At 61.3% G+C, this 15,612-nt stretch carries 13 protein-coding genes and 1 tRNA gene; 3 read left to right on the plus strand and 11 right to left on the minus strand.

Annotated features, from left to right (window positions below; translation table 11 throughout):
• Nucleotides 1-57: 57 nt before the first annotated feature.
• The 5 genes from proB to DWX63_RS01495 all read right to left on the minus strand — a co-directional run bounded on the left by proB (nucleotide 58) and on the right by DWX63_RS01495 (nucleotide 4,522).
• Complete coding sequence (gene proB / locus DWX63_RS01475) at nucleotides 58-1,185, minus strand: glutamate 5-kinase (RefSeq protein WP_117842596.1); 1,128 nt, start codon at nucleotides 1,183-1,185, stop codon at nucleotides 58-60.
• Between the two features lie 79 nt (nucleotides 1,186-1,264).
• Nucleotides 1,265-2,770, minus strand: a complete 1,506-nt coding sequence (locus DWX63_RS01480; RefSeq protein WP_117641006.1) for a nicotinate phosphoribosyltransferase — start codon at nucleotides 2,768-2,770, stop codon at nucleotides 1,265-1,267.
• Between the two features lie 84 nt (nucleotides 2,771-2,854).
• A complete protein-coding gene (locus DWX63_RS01485) occupies nucleotides 2,855-3,295 on the minus strand; it encodes a hypothetical protein (protein WP_117635034.1) in 441 nt (146 codons plus the stop codon).
• A 64-nt stretch (nucleotides 3,296-3,359) separates the two neighbouring features.
• Nucleotides 3,360-3,432: transfer RNA gene (locus DWX63_RS01490), tRNA-Ala, on the minus strand.
• A gap of 151 nt (nucleotides 3,433-3,583) precedes the next feature.
• Nucleotides 3,584-4,522 carry a radical SAM protein gene (locus tag DWX63_RS01495; protein WP_117637806.1) on the minus strand — a complete coding sequence of 313 codons (939 nt, stop codon included), beginning with the start codon at nucleotides 4,520-4,522 and terminating at the stop codon, nucleotides 3,584-3,586.
• Nucleotides 4,523-5,046: 524 nt separating this feature from the next.
• Here DWX63_RS01495 and DWX63_RS01500 point away from each other — a divergent pair.
• Both DWX63_RS01500 and trpS read left to right on the plus strand, forming a co-directional pair.
• Entirely contained in the window at nucleotides 5,047-6,246 is a 1,200-nt protein-coding gene (locus DWX63_RS01500) for an MraY family glycosyltransferase (RefSeq protein ID WP_117637805.1), read from the plus strand.
• A 161-nt stretch (nucleotides 6,247-6,407) separates the two neighbouring features.
• Nucleotides 6,408-7,457, plus strand: a complete 1,050-nt coding sequence (gene trpS, locus DWX63_RS01505) for a tryptophan--tRNA ligase (RefSeq protein WP_117806382.1) — start codon at nucleotides 6,408-6,410, stop codon at nucleotides 7,455-7,457.
• 385 nt (nucleotides 7,458-7,842) lie between these two features.
• Here the strand turns inward: trpS and DWX63_RS01510 are convergent, their stop codons facing one another.
• The 5 genes from DWX63_RS01510 to pckA form a co-directional block, all read right to left on the minus strand.
• A complete protein-coding gene (locus DWX63_RS01510; RefSeq protein ID WP_089572047.1) occupies nucleotides 7,843-8,163 on the minus strand; it encodes an MGMT family protein in 321 nt (106 codons plus the stop codon).
• A gap of 79 nt (nucleotides 8,164-8,242) precedes the next feature.
• A complete protein-coding gene (locus DWX63_RS01515; RefSeq protein WP_117641033.1) occupies nucleotides 8,243-9,097 on the minus strand; it encodes a DegV family protein in 855 nt (284 codons plus the stop codon).
• 119 nt (nucleotides 9,098-9,216) lie between these two features.
• Complete coding sequence (locus tag DWX63_RS01520; RefSeq protein WP_022093866.1) at nucleotides 9,217-9,666, minus strand: MarR family winged helix-turn-helix transcriptional regulator; 450 nt, start codon at nucleotides 9,664-9,666, stop codon at nucleotides 9,217-9,219.
• A 172-nt stretch (nucleotides 9,667-9,838) separates the two neighbouring features.
• Nucleotides 9,839-10,558 carry a B3/4 domain-containing protein gene (locus DWX63_RS01525; protein ID WP_117803081.1) on the minus strand — a complete coding sequence of 240 codons (720 nt, stop codon included), beginning with the start codon at nucleotides 10,556-10,558 and terminating at the stop codon, nucleotides 9,839-9,841.
• A gap of 224 nt (nucleotides 10,559-10,782) precedes the next feature.
• On the minus strand, nucleotides 10,783-12,453 hold the full coding sequence (pckA, locus tag DWX63_RS01530) for a phosphoenolpyruvate carboxykinase (ATP) (RefSeq protein WP_199411060.1): 1,671 nt from the start codon (nucleotides 12,451-12,453) through the stop codon (nucleotides 10,783-10,785).
• A gap of 390 nt (nucleotides 12,454-12,843) precedes the next feature.
• On the opposite strand from pckA, the gene DWX63_RS01535 reads away from it, so the two are divergent.
• Nucleotides 12,844-14,427, plus strand: a complete 1,584-nt coding sequence (locus DWX63_RS01535; protein ID WP_370445864.1) for a lipopolysaccharide biosynthesis protein — start codon at nucleotides 12,844-12,846, stop codon at nucleotides 14,425-14,427.
• A 315-nt stretch (nucleotides 14,428-14,742) separates the two neighbouring features.
• Here the strand turns inward: DWX63_RS01535 and DWX63_RS01540 are convergent, their stop codons facing one another.
• Nucleotides 14,743-15,582: a metallophosphoesterase gene (locus DWX63_RS01540; protein ID WP_117842597.1), complete on the minus strand. Its 840-nt coding sequence runs from the start codon at nucleotides 15,580-15,582 to the stop codon at nucleotides 14,743-14,745.
• Between the last annotated feature and the right edge of the window lie 30 nt (nucleotides 15,583-15,612).

The raw sequence follows: 15,612 nt of genomic DNA on the forward strand, positions 1-15,612 counted from the left end.
ATGCCTCGCCTTTTGAATGACAAATTGTCGCTCTGGGCGGCGCGCAGCGTCGACCCGTTAGGCGAAGACGATTAGATTATCCCTGTGTATCGCGGGCTTCTCGGCCAGGTCTGCGAGCAGGCGGTTGCTGGCGATCTGGTCCTGGCGGCGACCGGCAGCAAGCTCCAGCACGTCCGAATCGGCTTCGGCGATACCGCGGGCGACGACCATACCGCTCGGATCGCACACATCGAGCACATCGCCCTCGGCAAACTGGCCATCGACCTCGAGAATACCCACCGCAAGCAGGGAAGAGCCACGGCTGACCAGCGCCTTCGCAGCACCATCATCGACCGTCACCGAGCCATGTGCCTTGTCGCCCAGCGCGATCCACAGCTTGCGGGGTGCGATGTCCAGACGCTCCGCCGGCGGATCGAACAGCGTGCCCACGCTCTCGCCGCGGGCGAGACGCACGAGCGCATCGGGCTCCTCGCCCGAGCAAATCACGCTCTGAATGCCCGCCGTCATCAGGATGCGGCTCGCGCGGATCTTGGTAATCATGCCGCCCGTGCCCACCGATGTGGAAGAATCGCCCGCCGAGGCAATAATCTTGGCATCGATCTTATGCACGACAGGAACAAACTCGGCCGTGGGGTCTTCATGCGGATTGGCAGTATAGAGACCATCGATGTCCGAGAGCGTCACGCACAGATCGGCAGAAACCAGGCAGCTCACAAGCGCCGCCAGCGTGTCGTTGTCGCCAAACTTGATCTCATCGACGGTGACGGTATCGTTCTCGTTGACGACCGGCACCACACCCAGCTCCACCAGGCGAAGCAGGGCGTCGCGCGCGTGCAGGTAGGACGTGCGGCGCGCCGTGTCGTGACGCGTGAGCAGCACGAGCGAGGTGAGCAGGTCGCGCGCATGGAACTCCTCGTCGTAGGCCGACGAGATGATGCACTGACCGGCCGAGGCGCAGGCCTGCAGGCTCGGCAGGTCACCGACCGGCTTGCGGTCGAAGCCCAACACGGGATAGCCACAGGCGATAGCGCCCGAGCTCACCACAACCAGACGCCAGCCGAGCTTGCGCAGCGCTGCGGCCTGATCGGCAAGTCCGCCGATAAAGGCGCGGTTGACCTTGCCATCGGCACCCACCACCGTGGACGAACCGATCTTTACCACCATCGTTTTATAAGAAGTCGTCATACGTCAAACCAATCAACTGTTCAGCGAACGGCCGAGCCGGCGGCCAGGGAAGCGTGACACGCCCCTACCGCCCAAGGAATTAGTGGGCCCAGGGAAAGGCAGAGGCCGCGGCCATGTTCTTACGCACGAGCTCGTCGCGCACCTGAGCCAGGCCCTGCTCCATACCCACCACATAGGTCTGCGGGTACAGGAAGCGCTTGAAAGCTGCGTCCAGATGGTCGAGCGCCCAAGCACAGCGCTCGCGCGCGTCCTGGATGCTCTCACGCGGAGCCACCGCACTGCCATCGCGCACGATCGGCACCAGCAGCTCGCGATACTCAAGTTCGGACACGTCGGTCACCAGGGCGGCATCGTTCACGGCCACAAGGGTATTGCCGCGCGCGGCGCCCTCCCCTGCCAGATGGTCCTCGTCATAAATCATGTCGCAAACCGGGCCGCCAAAGCCGTCGTAATAGCGTCGTACGCGCTGAACACCGGGAATTGTGCGCTTGTAGGGCTGCTCGGAGAGCTTCACCACCGGCGTCCACGGGTCCGTCTCACTCGCACGGCGGGCGGAAAGCTTGTACACGCCGCCCAGCGCCGGCTGGTCATAGCAGGTCGCAAGCTTGGTACCCACGCCAAAGCTATCGATGGGCGCGCCCTGGTCGAGCAGTGACTGAATCGTGTACTCATCCAGATCGTTAGAAACCGAGATCCCCACATAGGGCAGGCCCTCGGCATCAAAACGGCCACGAACATACTTGGAGAGCTTGGCGAGGTCGCCCGAGTCAATGCGAATAGCCGACAGACGCTCGCCCACCGCCTCCATCTCCTTGGCAACCGTAATGGCATGCTCGCAACCCTCGCGTACGTCGTAGGTGTCGATGAGCAGCGTGCAGTTCTTGGGACTCGACTTAGCAAAAGCCCGGAATGCCTCGAGCTCGGAGTCGAAGCTCATCACCCAGCTGTGCGCATGCGTGCCAAAGACGGGAATACCGTAGCGGCGGCCGGCGAGCACATTGGACGTAGAGGAGCAGCCGGCAACGTAGCTCGCGCGCGCGACGGCCAAGCCGCCATCGGGACCCTGAGCGCGGCGCAGGCCAAACTCGGCAACGGGACGGCCGTCCGCCGCCAGCACCACGCGCGCCGTCTTGGTGGCGACAAGCGTCTGGAACCCAACGATGTTGAGCAGCGCCGTCTCAAGCAGCTGGCACTCCAGCGCGGGGCCGGTGACGCGAACCATGGGCTCGCGCGGAAAGACGAGCTCGCCCTCGGGCACGGCGTCGATGTTTACATGCGCACGAAAATCGCGCAGGTAGTCGAGGAATCCAGGCTTGAACATCGCGCCGCCGGCCGGGGCCTGGAGCGAGGCGAGGTAGTCGATGTCCTCGGGCGTAAAGCGCAGATTCTCGACCAGCTCGGGCAGTTCGGCGGTGCCGCACATGACGGCATAGGCGCTGCCAAAAGGATGGTCGCGGTAAAACGCGGTAAAACAACCCTGCTCATTGGCCTTGCCGCTCTCCCACAGGCCCTGGGCCATAGTGAGCTCGTACAGATCGGTGAGCATTGCAATGTCGGTGGGATGCGAGATGTCGGTCAAAGCCATGGGGCGACCTTTCGGATGCGTTGTGCAGAGGTTGAGGGTTGGAAAAGGGCAGAGTGTTCGGGCATGGCACCCAGCGCGAATGGGCTAGAGCAGGCCCATGCTGGTCAGGATCGTGTAGCCCATAAAGATGACAAACGCGATGAGGGCAAGGACAATGATGATTTTTTGAGCCGGCGCCATGCCAGGGATCTCGTTCTCGCCCGTAGGCTCCTTGGAGGTGACCATGCGCTGGGCAAAGGTCATCTCGTCACGGCTCGGCTTGGGCTCGACGGACTTGGAACGAGCGACCTTTTTAGGCTGAGGTTTAGGTGCGGTGGGCGCGGGCTTCGCGGCGGCGGGCTTGGGCGCGGGGGCGACGTTCGCGGCGGCCTCCTCGGCCTTCGCACGCTCGGCACGCAGGGCGGCCAGCTCCTCACGCTCGCGGCGTGCCTCTTCCTGGGCCTCGCGACGAGCTTTCTCGGCGCGGAGCTCTTCCAACTCGGCGCGTTCCTCGGCAGACAGTGGTTGGGACTCAAGCTTGGCCATGGTACAGCCCTTTCTTTTAAAAAAAGCCGCCGACACAATGTCAGCGGCTTATCAAATCCAAGGGTGGAGACGAAGGGAGTCGAACCCTCGGCCTCTGCCATGCGACGGCAGCGCTCTCCCAACTGAGCTACGTCCCCAAGACAAGTTGATATTTTACCTACGGCTCGCCAACTGTCAACGCCCAATACCCAGTCTTTTTGGGACGCGGCTATTTTGACAACTTTTCGAGCAGGCGATCCTCTCGATGATTTTTTAATCCCCGTCCCAGAAAAATCATCGGCGAGCGCACTACTTTGCGCTGGTGAGGACGCCGGTGGTGTCGAACGCCGGGGTGAAGCTCTCGTCTACCGCTCCACCTTCTTGCCAAAACATCGTCGTAAAGCCCAGGTCGTCGGCATGGTCGAGCACCTGCTCGTACTCCTCGCGCGTCACGGCGCGCGCCAGGTCGCCGCCTTGTTCGCGCATGAGGGCATTGGGCGTGTACTGGTTCATGACCGAGATCGGCACGTCGCCCATCGTCTGCCACACCAGGTCCAACACGCGGCACGAATCGTCCGCATGCCCCGGCAGCACCAGATGACGCACGATTATGCCGCGCTTCATGAGCCCGTCCCCGTCTACCAGCTCTCCCCCGCGGCGCTCAATTTCGCGCGCCATCTGGGCCAGACCCGACACAGCCACGCGCGGGTAGTCCTTAATATGAGAGAGTGACTGCGCAAGCGCCGCATTGGCATACTTAAAGTCGGTAAGCCACACGTCGACCAAATCGCCGAGCGCCGCCACGGCACTCGCACGCTCATAACCGCTCGTGTTGTAGACGATTGGAATGACCAGTCCGCGCTCCCGAGCTGCGGCAATCGCGGCCGGCAGCAGGTGAGCATAATGCGTCGCCGTCACCAGATTGATGTTATTGGCACCTTGGTCCTGCAGCTCCAGCATAATCTCGACCAGGCGCTCGGGCGAAATCTCAAGCCCAAAATTGCCCGTCGAGATCTCGTGGTTCTGGCAATAGATACATTTGAGCGAACAGCCGCTAAAGAAAATCGTACCCGAGCCGGCCTCGCCCGAAATGGGCGGCTCCTCCCACATATGGAGCGCCGCGCGGGCCACCTTGAGCGTGTCATCGGCACCGCATACGCCGTGCGCACCCTCGTCGCGCACCGCACCGCAACGGCGCGGACACAAATGGCAGGCGGGCGAAAAAAGTTCGGTCAACGGCGTCGACATAAAAACATGCTCCAAAACAACGATTCAGCAGCTCAAACGTAAAGGGACCAACCGCACAGACGGCTCGAGCCCAAGGCGCCGTAATCGTCCGACACGATTTTTGTAATGTCAAGACTGGAATCGATAAAGTGCCGCTTTATGATGTAGGTATTCCGCCCCCCGCGGAGCAACTGGGTGAACCGTCGCGTTTATTTAGGGAGCCCACACAGTCGTACCTAGTACAGGTATCCTTCGTTGTTAAGGACGCTGGAACAGTCGATGAGGGCACCCACCTGTTTTAGGTGGGTTCATTTTCGTAACGTGGGGGGTGGTTTTTATTTGCCGAAAACCACCATTACAGCCCATATGGATCCCCGCCGGTATCCCGACAATCCATCGACAACATCCCAATATCTGGTAAGCGCGTGATTATCGCTGCGTGCAATTCCATGCACCCCCCTTGGTCGAGTATCATGGTTCGGCTATGCCCTTTGCGCTTAGCAACCTTTGACCTTTTCCTTCGACGCTTGGCGGTTTTTAGATTCATGGCTTCATCCCCGAGCTACATACCGTATCTATGCGTGGCAGCGGCGGCCTTTATCACGACCTTCCTCACGGTGCCCCTGGTCAAGCGCTTGGCAATTAAGCTCGACGCCGTCGACTATCCTTCTAAGCGCCGCATCAACACCAAGCCCATCCCGCGTTTGGGCGGAACGGCGGTGTTTTTGGGCCTGGTCGTTGCCTGTATTGTGCAAATCCTAGGCACCTGGTACCTGGGTTGGCCGCCCGTTTTGGTGCCCCACCCCCGTCTGCACATCAGCTACCCCATACTTGCGCTTTCTTTTACCGTCATCTTTGCGACCGGCGCTATCGACGACGTCTTCCAGCTCAAGCCCAAGCAAAAGCTGGCCGGACAGGTCCTCGCCGCGCTTATCGCCTGTATCGGCGGCCTGCGGATCGGCGTCATCGTCAACCCGTTTGCCCCCGGCGAGATCATGCTCGGATGGCTCGCCTACCCCATCACCGTGATCTATCTGGTGGCATTCACCAACATCATTAACCTCATCGACGGCCTCGACGGCTTGGCCACGGGCATCTGCGGCATCGCGTCGTTCACCATGTTTTCGATGGCCGTTCTCTCGGGCCGCATCGACGCCGCCGCGCTCTCCATTGCGCTCTTTGGCGCCTGTCTGGCCTTTTTGCGCTACAACTTCAACCCCGCAAGCATCTTCTTGGGCGACTCGGGGTCGCTGCTTCTGGGCTTTGCGCTGGGCTCCATCTCGCTGCTCAACGTGAGCCGCACCGCCGCGCTCACCTCGCTTATCATTCCGCTCATCGTTGCCGGCGTGCCCATCATCGACACGTTTAGCGCCATCGTGCGCCGCAAGCGCGCCCACATTAGCATCGGGCAGGCCGACAAGGGCCACATCCACCACCGCCTGATCCAAGAAGGCTACAACCAAAAACAGGCAGTGCTCCTCATCTACGCCTGGTGCATCATGCTTTCGGCCGGCGCCGCCGCGATTAACCAGGTCGAGGTGCCCATGCGCGTGCTCATCTTTACCGTGCTCGCCATTGGTTCGGCGGCCTTTGCCAAGCATCTACATCTGTTTGAGCCCGTGCTGCGCCACCATTACAACAAGCGCACACACGAGGATGAGCTCGTCACCCCCGACGACCCCGCCTTTAAGCAGGAGGAGCAGGCAGCCGAGGAACGTAAGGAAGAGCGCCACCACAAGCTCTAGGGTAAGCTGCCGAGGAAGCGCCCAGGCGCCGCCGGCCAAACGCGCAGCCATGCCGCGCCCATCGCACATGCCGCCGATCTCCCGCCCCTCGCCTACTTACGACCCGCCCCTCCAATAAACGCGTTATCATCTTGACCAATGAACATACGTTAGGAGCAATCATGCCAAACGAGAACAGCTACGAAGTCGCGCTGCAAAAGAGCAACGCCATTCGCGAGGGCCTGGCAAAAACGCCCGAGAAGTTCACCATGCTTACCGGCGACCGCCCCACCGGCCGCCTGCACCTGGGTCACTACTTCGGCACCCTCAAGGGCCGTGTGGAGCTGCAGAACATGGGTGCCAAGACCAACGTACTCATCGCCGACTACCAGGTCATCACCGACCGCGACACGACCGAGCACATCCAGGACAACGTGTACAACATGGTCATGGACTACCTTGCCTGCGGCATCGACCCCGACAAGACCATGATCTACGCGCACTCCGCCGTGCCCGCCGCCAACCAGCTCATGCTGCCGTTCCTGTCGCTGGTCTCCGAGGCCGAGCTGGCGCGCAACCCCACGGTCAAGGCCGAGATGGAGGCCTCGGGCCACGAGCTCACCGGCCTTCTGCTCACCTACCCGGTGCACCAGGCCTGCGACATCCTGTTCTGCAAGGGCAATGTGGTGCCCGTCGGTCGCGACCAGCTGCCGCACATCGAGCTCACCCGCACCATCGGCCGCCGCTTTAACAACCGCTACGGCAAAGTGTTCCCCGAGGTCGAAGCGCTGCTGTCCGAGACCCCGCTACTGCCGGGCCTGGACGGTCGCAAGATGAGCAAGAGCTACGGCAACGCCATCAACATCTCGATGACCGCCGAGGAGACGGCCAAGCGCATCAAGAAGAGCCAGACCGACTCCGAGCGCATGATCACATTCGATCCCGAGAACCGCCCCGGCGTGTCCGGTCTGCTTTCGACGGCCGCCATCTGCACTGGCCGTTCCGAGGTCGAGATTGCCGAAGAGATTGGCATGGGCGGCTCCGGCCAGCTCAAGAAGTACGTGACCGAGGCCGTCAACGAGTACTTCGCGCCGATCCGCGAGCGTCGTCAGCGCTACGAAAACGACCTGGACTATGTGAAGGACGTGCTGCACGAGGGCAACCGTCGCGCCAACGAGATTGCCGAGCAGACCCTGGCCGAGGTTCAGGACGCCATGGGCATGGTGTACTAGATCGATCTGCTGGCTAGAACTTTCGATTGCTATAGGGCGGGCGCTAGTGCGTCCGCCTTTTTTGGTGCCCGACCGGTTCGGCTCTGCCCATTGCACTCCCCCGAAAAACAGGAACAGGCCCGCTGGCAGTTAGTTGCCAGCGGGCCTGTTCCCGAAGTACACCGTTGAATCGCACAGAGGGGAGGAATGCGAATCAAACTCAACAGGGCAGGCTTTTTCATCGCCTATTGCCTGCTCCGTTGCTGAATACAATATAGTTCACCGTGGTTTACTTTGTAGCGTCAATATGTTCCCCCATAGCTTCTCCATAAGTTAGCTCAGGTAAACTAGAACCACCACAAAGGGGACAGGCACCTTTGTGGTGGTTTTAACCACGGCAGAGCCGCTAGAGCCCTGCAGGCCAGCGACAGGCGGCCAAGTCGACGTGCATGTCGTCCTTAAACGCCACACCCTCCCCTAGCAAAAGCTCACGTTGAGCATCGGGACCGCCAAAAGCAAAACCATCGCATATGCGGCCATCGGCAAACACCACGCGGTGACAGGGAATCTCGCCGGGGCGCGGATTGCCATGCAGGGCATACCCCACGTACCGCGCACTTCGTGGACGTCCAGCAAGCAGCGCCACCTGACCATACGTGGCGACCATCCCCTCGGGAATCTGCTCGACCACCTCGTACACCCGCTCAAAAAAGCCCTCAGACGCCATTGCTCGCTCCCTTCCACCCGGAATAGCATAAACCACCACAAAGGTGCCTGTCCCCTTTGTGGTGGTTTTGGCAGGTGGGCTAGTTAACGGGCTGGAAGAAGGCTACGGCTACGGCGCCGGGGCCTACATGGGTGCCGATGGTGGCGCCGATGGTGTGAACGGGCAGTTCGCCCTCGGTGTGGCCAGCCCACAGTGCCGCGCTGTCCTCGATATACTTCTTGAGCACCGCATCCGAAAGGCCCGTATAGCCGAGCGCCAGCGGCATGGAAAAGTCGATGCCGCCCGCCTTTTCGACCTTCTGGTTGAGCAGGTTACGTCCGTTCTTGGAACCGCGCGCCTTGCCCAGCTGCACGATCAGACCGTCCTCGGCAGCCACCACGGGCTTTACGTTGAGCAGCGTACCCACGGCACCGGCCGCAGCAGACAGGCGACCGCCGCGCACCAGGTACTCCAACGTCTCGAGCAGGCCGATGACGACCACGCGGTCGCGCACGGCCTCGACAGCCGCCGCAACCTGAGCCGCGCCCTGGCCCTCGTCCACCAGGCGCAGCGCATACTCGACCAGCACGCGCTCGCCCAAGGTCACGTTATTGCTGTCCACGACGAACATGTCGCCGCCCGGCGCCTCGGCAAGTGCCGTACGAGCACTCTGGTTGGTGCCCGAGAGCTTGGCTCCCACGGTAATAATCACGGCCTCATCGCCGGCCTCACGCGCTTCGGCAATCGCCTGCGAAAAGGCGTACGGGTTGACCTGACCGGTCTTGGGCAGCTCATCGCGCTCCACAAGCATCTCGTAAAAGCGCTGGTGATCGATGTCGACGCCATCCATATACACATCGGTGCCAAAGGTGACGGACAGCGGCAGAACACGCAGAGCGGGGTGCTCCGCCGGCGACATATCGCTTGCGGAATCGGTAATAATGCGGACGGACATAACGAATCCTTTCTTGCGCAGGTCTCGCGCAGGGAATTTTGACAGCAATGTCCCGGCACGGCGTACGCGCTCAAACGGGACGATGCAGTTCTTGGCTGAAAGCTAGCGCCAGCGCGGCTCTAGATCTCGCGCAGGGTGTTGAGGATCGTGCGCAGCGATGCATACATCTGCTCGCGCTGCTCCACGCCCATGGCCTTGCCGGTGGTATCGAGCACCTCGCGAATGATGCGATCGGCCTCGCTCATGCTCTCGCCGCCCAGGGCAGTCAGGCGCACCGGAGCACGATACTTGACGGCCGCATCACCCGAGTCGTCAACCTCGACGTAGCCGCCCTCCTCCAGATGTGCCAGTGTGCGCGAAACGGCGGCACGGGTAACGCCGGCCATGCGGGCGAGGTCGGCGCCAGTCAGGCCGTCCTTGCTGCGCTCAAGATAGTACAGGCACATAACGTCGGAGCCCTTGAGGCCCAGCCTTGCGCCTTCGGACGTCTTGATACGCTGGATCTCCTTGTAGAGCCCGCTGATCAGTCCGACAAAGTCCTCGAAACGTGTCTCGTCGTTCTGCTGCATGGTGACGACCGCCTTTCGCTTACATGATGCTAACGGGTAAACATCTTAGCCGCACAAGGCAACACCCGTACCCAAATATCCCATTTGTTAACCCATCAACATAAAAACCACCACAAAGGGGACAGGCACCTTTGTGGTGGTTTGGGGCATCGAGTTTGATCCGCAGACTTCGCTACAGCCCCACGCAAGGATTGTCGCGGGTCACAAGCGTTTTAACGACAACCGTCGCTCCCAGATAGCGCTCGAGCAGCTCGGCTAAGCGATCGATCGCGGCCTGGCAATCCCCCATCCGCTCGGGCTCCACGCACTCAATCGCCAGGAAAGCATCGGCCGAATCATCGGACAACGCCGTTCGAACGCCATCGCGCCAGTTCCAGCAGCGGCATACGGCGCCCGCATCATCGATGTAGGCGAGCTCGCCGGGAAGCGTCGGGTCATCTGTCTCCTCGCCAAGCGGCAGAAATGAATCGCCACCGTCGGTCACCTTCAGGCAAAGGTCTCCCTCAATCGCGTGCAAATCCTCGCCGCCTACGGGCAGCGCGTAGGACAGCGACACCGTGTTGTAGATGTCCACCGCGGGCGTAATGTGGCCCACCGGCTTGCCTTTGAGCACGCGCTTGAGCAGGTTCTCAATTGAGCAACGCGCGCCCTTCTTGGTCTTGAATAGGCGATATGCCTCGCGCCATGCCTTAACCGGCGCATTCTCGCTGATGGTATCACTCGTCAGGTGACGCTCCGCATCGATATTGGCGCGGTCGAGCAACGCGGCAATCGCATCAACGTCCTCTTGAGGAATCTGAGCCGCGGGCTTCATGCCCTTTACGACCACAACACCGACAGCCGCCTGCGGAAATAGCTCCCAAAACGAATCCTCGGCAATAAAGCCCTTCATACGTGCTCCCTTCACGATTCGCCCCACGCGAGCGTCTAAACAAAAAGCGCTCTTACAGCGGCCACCTTCAAAGTCCTACGGTGCCGCCACAAGAGCGCTTACGCTGCCCCCATCCGGAGAAGGGGGCAATATGTCAGGCGTATTGTAACCCGAGTCATCCGCGCGAGTAAAACCACCACAAAGGTGCCTGTCCCCTTTATGGTGGTTTTGGGTCTGAAGCAACGCTAGTGTCGGAGTCCCAGCAGGCCGCGGCCGCGATGACGGGCGTCGGCGTGCACCTGAGCGTGCGGACCGGCGGCCTTCACGGACTCGGGCAGGTGCGAGTACTTCTTCTCAAAGTTCTCCTCGAACATCACGGCCAAGTTGTGCGCCGCCTCGTCGTAGCGCGCGGTGCTCTGCCAGTACTGGCGCGGCACCAGGATGCCGTCGGGCACGCCGTGGCACGTGGTGGGAATGTCGACGTTAAAGATATCGTCATGCACGAATTCGCTGTCCTCGATGGTACCGTCGAGGGCGCGGGCCACCAGGGCGCGCGTGTAGGCAAGCTCGATGCGATGGCCCACGCCGTAGCCGCCGCCAATCCAGCCGGTGTTGACCAGGTACACACGCGTGCGGCCGTCGGCGATGCGCTCACCGAGCATCTTGGCATAGACCATGGGGTCGAGCGGCATAAACGGCTCGCCAAACAGCGAAGAGAACGTGGGCGTGGGCTCGGTGACGCCGACCTCGGTGCCGGGGATCTTGGCCGTAAAGCCCGTCACAAAGTGATACATGGCGGCGTCGGCCGTCAGGCGCGAGATGGGCGGCAGCACGCCAAAGGCATCGCAGGTCAGGAAGAGCACGACGCTTGGAGTGGTGCCCATGCCCTTGGTCCACGCGTTGGGGATATGCTCGACGGGGTAGGCCACGCGCGTGTTGTGCGTGATCGAGATGTCGTCGTAGTTGGGCTTGCGGTTCTCGTCGAGCACCACGTTTTCGCAGATGGCACCAAAGCGGACGGCGTTGAAGATCTCGGGCTCGTGGAACGCGTCCAGGCCCTCGCATTTGGCGTAGCAGCCACCCTCGATGTTGAAGATGCCCATGTCGGACCAACCGTGCTCGTCGTCGCCGATCAGCAGCCGCGTGGGGTTGGCCGAAAGCGTGGTCTTGCCGGTGCCGGACAGGCCAAAGAACACGGCGGTCTCGTGCGTGACAGGATCCATGCTGGCCGAGCAGTGCATGGGCAGCGCGTCGTCCTCGACGGGCAGCAGATAGTTCATGACGCTAAAGATCGACTTTTTAATCTCGCCGGAGTAGCCGGTGCCGGCGACCAGAATCACGCGTTCCTGGAAGTTGATGACCACGGCGGCGCTGGAGTTGAGGCCCTTGATGGCAGGGTCGCACTGATAGCCGGGCGCTGCGAGCACGCAGAAGTCGGGCTCGCCGGTGCGCGCGATTTCGCGGGCGAGCGGGCGGGCGAGCATCTGCTTAATAAAGAGTGCCTGGCTGGCACGCTCGCAGGCAACGAGCAGGCGACGCGTGTGGTTGCGGTCGGCGCCCGCCATGCCGCGGGTGACGAACACGTCGCGCTCGTTGAGATAGTCGACGATGCCGGCCTTGATGGCCTCATAGCTCTCGACGGACAGCGGGCGGTTGACGGCGCCCCAGGCAATTTTGTCGTGGACATCGGGGGTGTCGACGATAAAGCGGTCATTGGGGGAACGGCCGGTACGCTCCCCCGTCTCGATCACCAGCGCGCCGTTGGATGCCATGCGGCCTTCTTCGCGGCGGATAGCGTGCTCGACGAGCTCCGCGGCGGGTAGATCGACCAGCAGACGGGGTTGATTCTCGGCGGGATCTTCAACGAGCGTAATACCAAAGTTGGACAAAACTTCTGCAGGGGTAACACCAGGCATGGGGCCTCCTTTAAAAACGCGACACGTGGACGCGACGCGCACTTTACTCACGTAAAGCCCGTTGTACCCGATATGCAAAAACGTTTTTGCGGCAACGGCGAAGCGCCCGCCCAACGGTCAAAAATCGCACGCAAGCGGCCTAGTCATTGGGTAGTCATTGGGGACGTTCTTAAACGACTAGTCGTTGGGGACACTCTTGAAAAGGCAACAACCAAGGAGCGTCCCCGGATGCCGGCACTTAGGGACGTTCCCAAAGTGCCGGCACATAAGGAACGTCCCTAAGTGCCGACTACCGAATGGCGCCGCCGAAATTATCGAACAACCTGTTCAAAAACACGAGCGAACACCGCGGTGTCTATACTAGAGCGCAGCAATAGAAAGGACTCCGCTTTGAGCATCACGCCCCTCGATAGCATTCGCCGCGCCATCGCCCGCCGCAATGGCATCTCCAACCCCGCTGCATCGAGAGACGGCGCCGCGAAGGCCCAGGGCGGTCGCATCGAGAACGGCCTCTTCCCTGCCTCCCACACGGCCGAAGAGCTCGCACGCATCCAGGAGCTGAGTCAGCGCAACGCCGGCGGCCCCGACAGCAGCCAGGCCACGCGCCGTCACCGGCGCGAACACGATCGGGAGCCCGGCCCCGTCCGCCGCATGGTCAACGCTTGGTGGAACCGTCTGCTCGGCGCCGTCTACGGCGGCGGCTTCTCCATGCAGGAAGCGGAATACGAAGAGCACGCCACCAGTCGCGACTATCTTTGGAACACCCTCGGCACCGCCGTGTGGGGCATGGCGTTTCCGCTGCTCACCATTGTGTCGACGCAACTCGTGGGCGCCGAAGAAGCAGGCAAATTCTCCATCGCCTTCGTCACCGGCACGCTCATCATGATCGCATGCAACTACGGCGTGCGCAATTTCCAGGTCTCAGACATCGACGAAAAGACGTCCTTCGCCTCCTTCCAGCTCAATCGTTGGATCTGCGGAGCGCTCGCGCTGGCATGCGGCCTGGTATACAGCAGCGCCCGCGGCTACGATGCGCAGATGGCCACGATCGGCCTGGGCGTCTACCTCTATAAGGTGATCGACGGCATCGCCGACGTGTACGAGGGCCGTCTGCAGCAGGCAGACAAGCTCTATCTGGCCGGCATGAGCCAAACGCTACGCTCCGTCGGCGTCATCGCGGTCTTTAGCGTGGCACTGTTCCTCACGCGTAGCATGCCCATCGCGACCATGGCCATGGGCATCGCCGCGATTGCCTCGCTCGTGCTGGTCACCGCCCCGCTCGCCCTGCTCGAAACCGAAAAATCGCGCCGCGTGAGCCTGCGCGAGGTCGGCCACCTGTTTGTCCAGTGCGCCCCACTCTTTGGTGCGCTGTTCCTGTTCAACCTTATCGAGAGCATGCCCAAGTTTGTGATGGAAGGAACACTAGCCTACAAATACCAGCTGTACTTTAATGCCCTGTTCTTTCCGGCGCAGGCTATTTTGCTGAGCATTGGATTTATCTATAAACCGCAGCTCCTGCGCTTGTCGAGTATTTGGGCTAATCCTCGCAAGCGTCGTCGCTTTGACCTGATTATTGTTGCCGTTATGGCGCTGATCGTGGTCATCACCGGCGTGTGCGCCGCATTTATGGCAGGTCCCGGTATTCCCCTCATGAGCTTTATGTACGGTCTCAGCTTTGAGCGCTACCGTACGCTGGCGCTGCTGATGGTCGTCGCCGGCGGCGTCACCGCGGCCATCGATTTTATCTACGCCATCATCACGGTGCTGCGCCATGCCGGCGACGTCACCAAGGTCTACCTGATTTGTTTTGCCGTGAGCGTGGTGCTGCCGGTGATTCTAATCAATCTGCTCGGCCTGATGGGCGCCGTCGTGAGCTACCTGGCCATCATGGCCCTGCTGCTGGTGCTGCTGATCGTCGAGTACGCCCACATCCGCCAGCGCATCGAGCGAGATCGCAACCCATACGGTGCCTAGGTAGCTAATTTGCGTCACCCAAAACTAAGTGAGTAGGCTTTTGTCGAATCGCCGACCACGCCGACAAAGCACAAGTCTGTGTCCTGCGGTTTTATTGAAGCAAATCTGTTGTGTGCTCAGCATTTCTAAAATAGCCTACTCACTTAGCCAGCGAGCAGCCAAAAAAGAACCGTCGCAACGTTATTGAACTCCGTTGCGACGGTTTTTCGTGCATTTTCGCGCATCCGCGGTCGCAGACGCGCCCCATTTCTAGTAGATAGACCGCTTTCGAATGTGACAAAGGGACTGCCCCTTTGTCACATTCCGGCGGAGCCCCTACTCGCCCGGATGAACGTCAGCGTAAAACTCCGCTCCGTCGTCCAAGCGCAGGATGCCCACGCGACCGAACTCGGAGCCGGTGGCGGCAGCGCAGTCGATGTCGATGCGATCGGGCACACCGGCGGCATCCTCGCCGCCCAGGCGCACGATCTGCCCGCGGCCCGACTCCTCATCGAGCCCCGCAAGACCACCGACCTCGCAATAACGCCCGAGCGACACCGTTGGCGTGTGACCGCTCACCACGACCGGACCCTTGCCCCCGGCAGAAAGCAGCCCGGTCGGCGCATCCCAATAGCCGTGACGAATCCACAGCAGGTCATCGGCCGACTGCACCGCGAGCATCTGCTGCAGCAGCTCGCGATCGGCACCCACCGCTCCAACGCCATCGGCACAATCGACGCCATGCTCAAGCAAAAACGCGCGCGCCGCCTTCATCTCGATTCCAGCATGTACCAGCAGATACGGGCGCTCCTCGGTCTCGGCCACCGCGTAGAGCGGCAGCGCGGCCATCCATCGCACGAGCTCCTCGTATGCGTCAAATTCCATGTCGTTGAGCTGCTCGCGCGTCGTCCAGCCACCGTTGATATCCCAGGTCTCGGCATCGAGCGGATCCTGGCCAATGATGGCATCGAGCATGATCTGCTCGTGATTGCCCTTGAGCACGAGGGCGTTGGGCAGCGAGCGCACGAGCTTAATAACGCCGACCGGATCGGGCCCGCGATCGATCATGTCGCCCAGCACGTACAGCGTGTCGTCGGACGCCAGCGAAATCTTAGACAGGGCCTCGTCAAGCGCACGCACGTGCCCGTGAGCATCAGATGTCACATAGATCGCCATGGTACGCCTCTCCTTGCATTGCGGCCAAAG

It is taken from the genome of Collinsella sp. AF20-14LB (genome assembly GCF_003459505.1).
Taxonomy (GTDB): domain Bacteria; phylum Actinomycetota; class Coriobacteriia; order Coriobacteriales; family Coriobacteriaceae; genus Collinsella.

What these genes read in the sequence shown, in the direction of transcription:
- proB (WP_117842596.1), bottom strand. Translation starts at nt 1,185, where the DNA reads ATGACGACTTCTTATAAAACGATGGTGGTAAAGATCGGTTCGTCCACG.
- DWX63_RS01480 (WP_117641006.1), bottom strand. Translation starts at nt 2,770, where the DNA reads ATGGCTTTGACCGACATCTCGCATCCCACCGACATTGCAATGCTCACC.
- DWX63_RS01485 (WP_117635034.1), bottom strand. Translation starts at nt 3,295, where the DNA reads ATGGCCAAGCTTGAGTCCCAACCACTGTCTGCCGAGGAACGCGCCGAG.
- DWX63_RS01495 (WP_117637806.1), bottom strand. Translation starts at nt 4,522, where the DNA reads ATGTCGACGCCGTTGACCGAACTTTTTTCGCCCGCCTGCCATTTGTGT.
- DWX63_RS01500 (WP_117637805.1), top strand. Translation starts at nt 5,047, where the DNA reads ATGGCTTCATCCCCGAGCTACATACCGTATCTATGCGTGGCAGCGGCG.
- trpS (WP_117806382.1), top strand. Translation starts at nt 6,408, where the DNA reads ATGCCAAACGAGAACAGCTACGAAGTCGCGCTGCAAAAGAGCAACGCC.
- DWX63_RS01510 (WP_089572047.1), bottom strand. Translation starts at nt 8,163, where the DNA reads ATGGCGTCTGAGGGCTTTTTTGAGCGGGTGTACGAGGTGGTCGAGCAG.
- DWX63_RS01515 (WP_117641033.1), bottom strand. Translation starts at nt 9,097, where the DNA reads ATGTCCGTCCGCATTATTACCGATTCCGCAAGCGATATGTCGCCGGCG.
- DWX63_RS01520 (WP_022093866.1), bottom strand. Translation starts at nt 9,666, where the DNA reads ATGCAGCAGAACGACGAGACACGTTTCGAGGACTTTGTCGGACTGATC.
- DWX63_RS01525 (WP_117803081.1), bottom strand. Translation starts at nt 10,558, where the DNA reads ATGAAGGGCTTTATTGCCGAGGATTCGTTTTGGGAGCTATTTCCGCAG.
- pckA (WP_199411060.1), bottom strand. Translation starts at nt 12,453, where the DNA reads ATGCCTGGTGTTACCCCTGCAGAAGTTTTGTCCAACTTTGGTATTACG.
- DWX63_RS01540 (WP_117842597.1), bottom strand. Translation starts at nt 15,582, where the DNA reads ATGGCGATCTATGTGACATCTGATGCTCACGGGCACGTGCGTGCGCTT.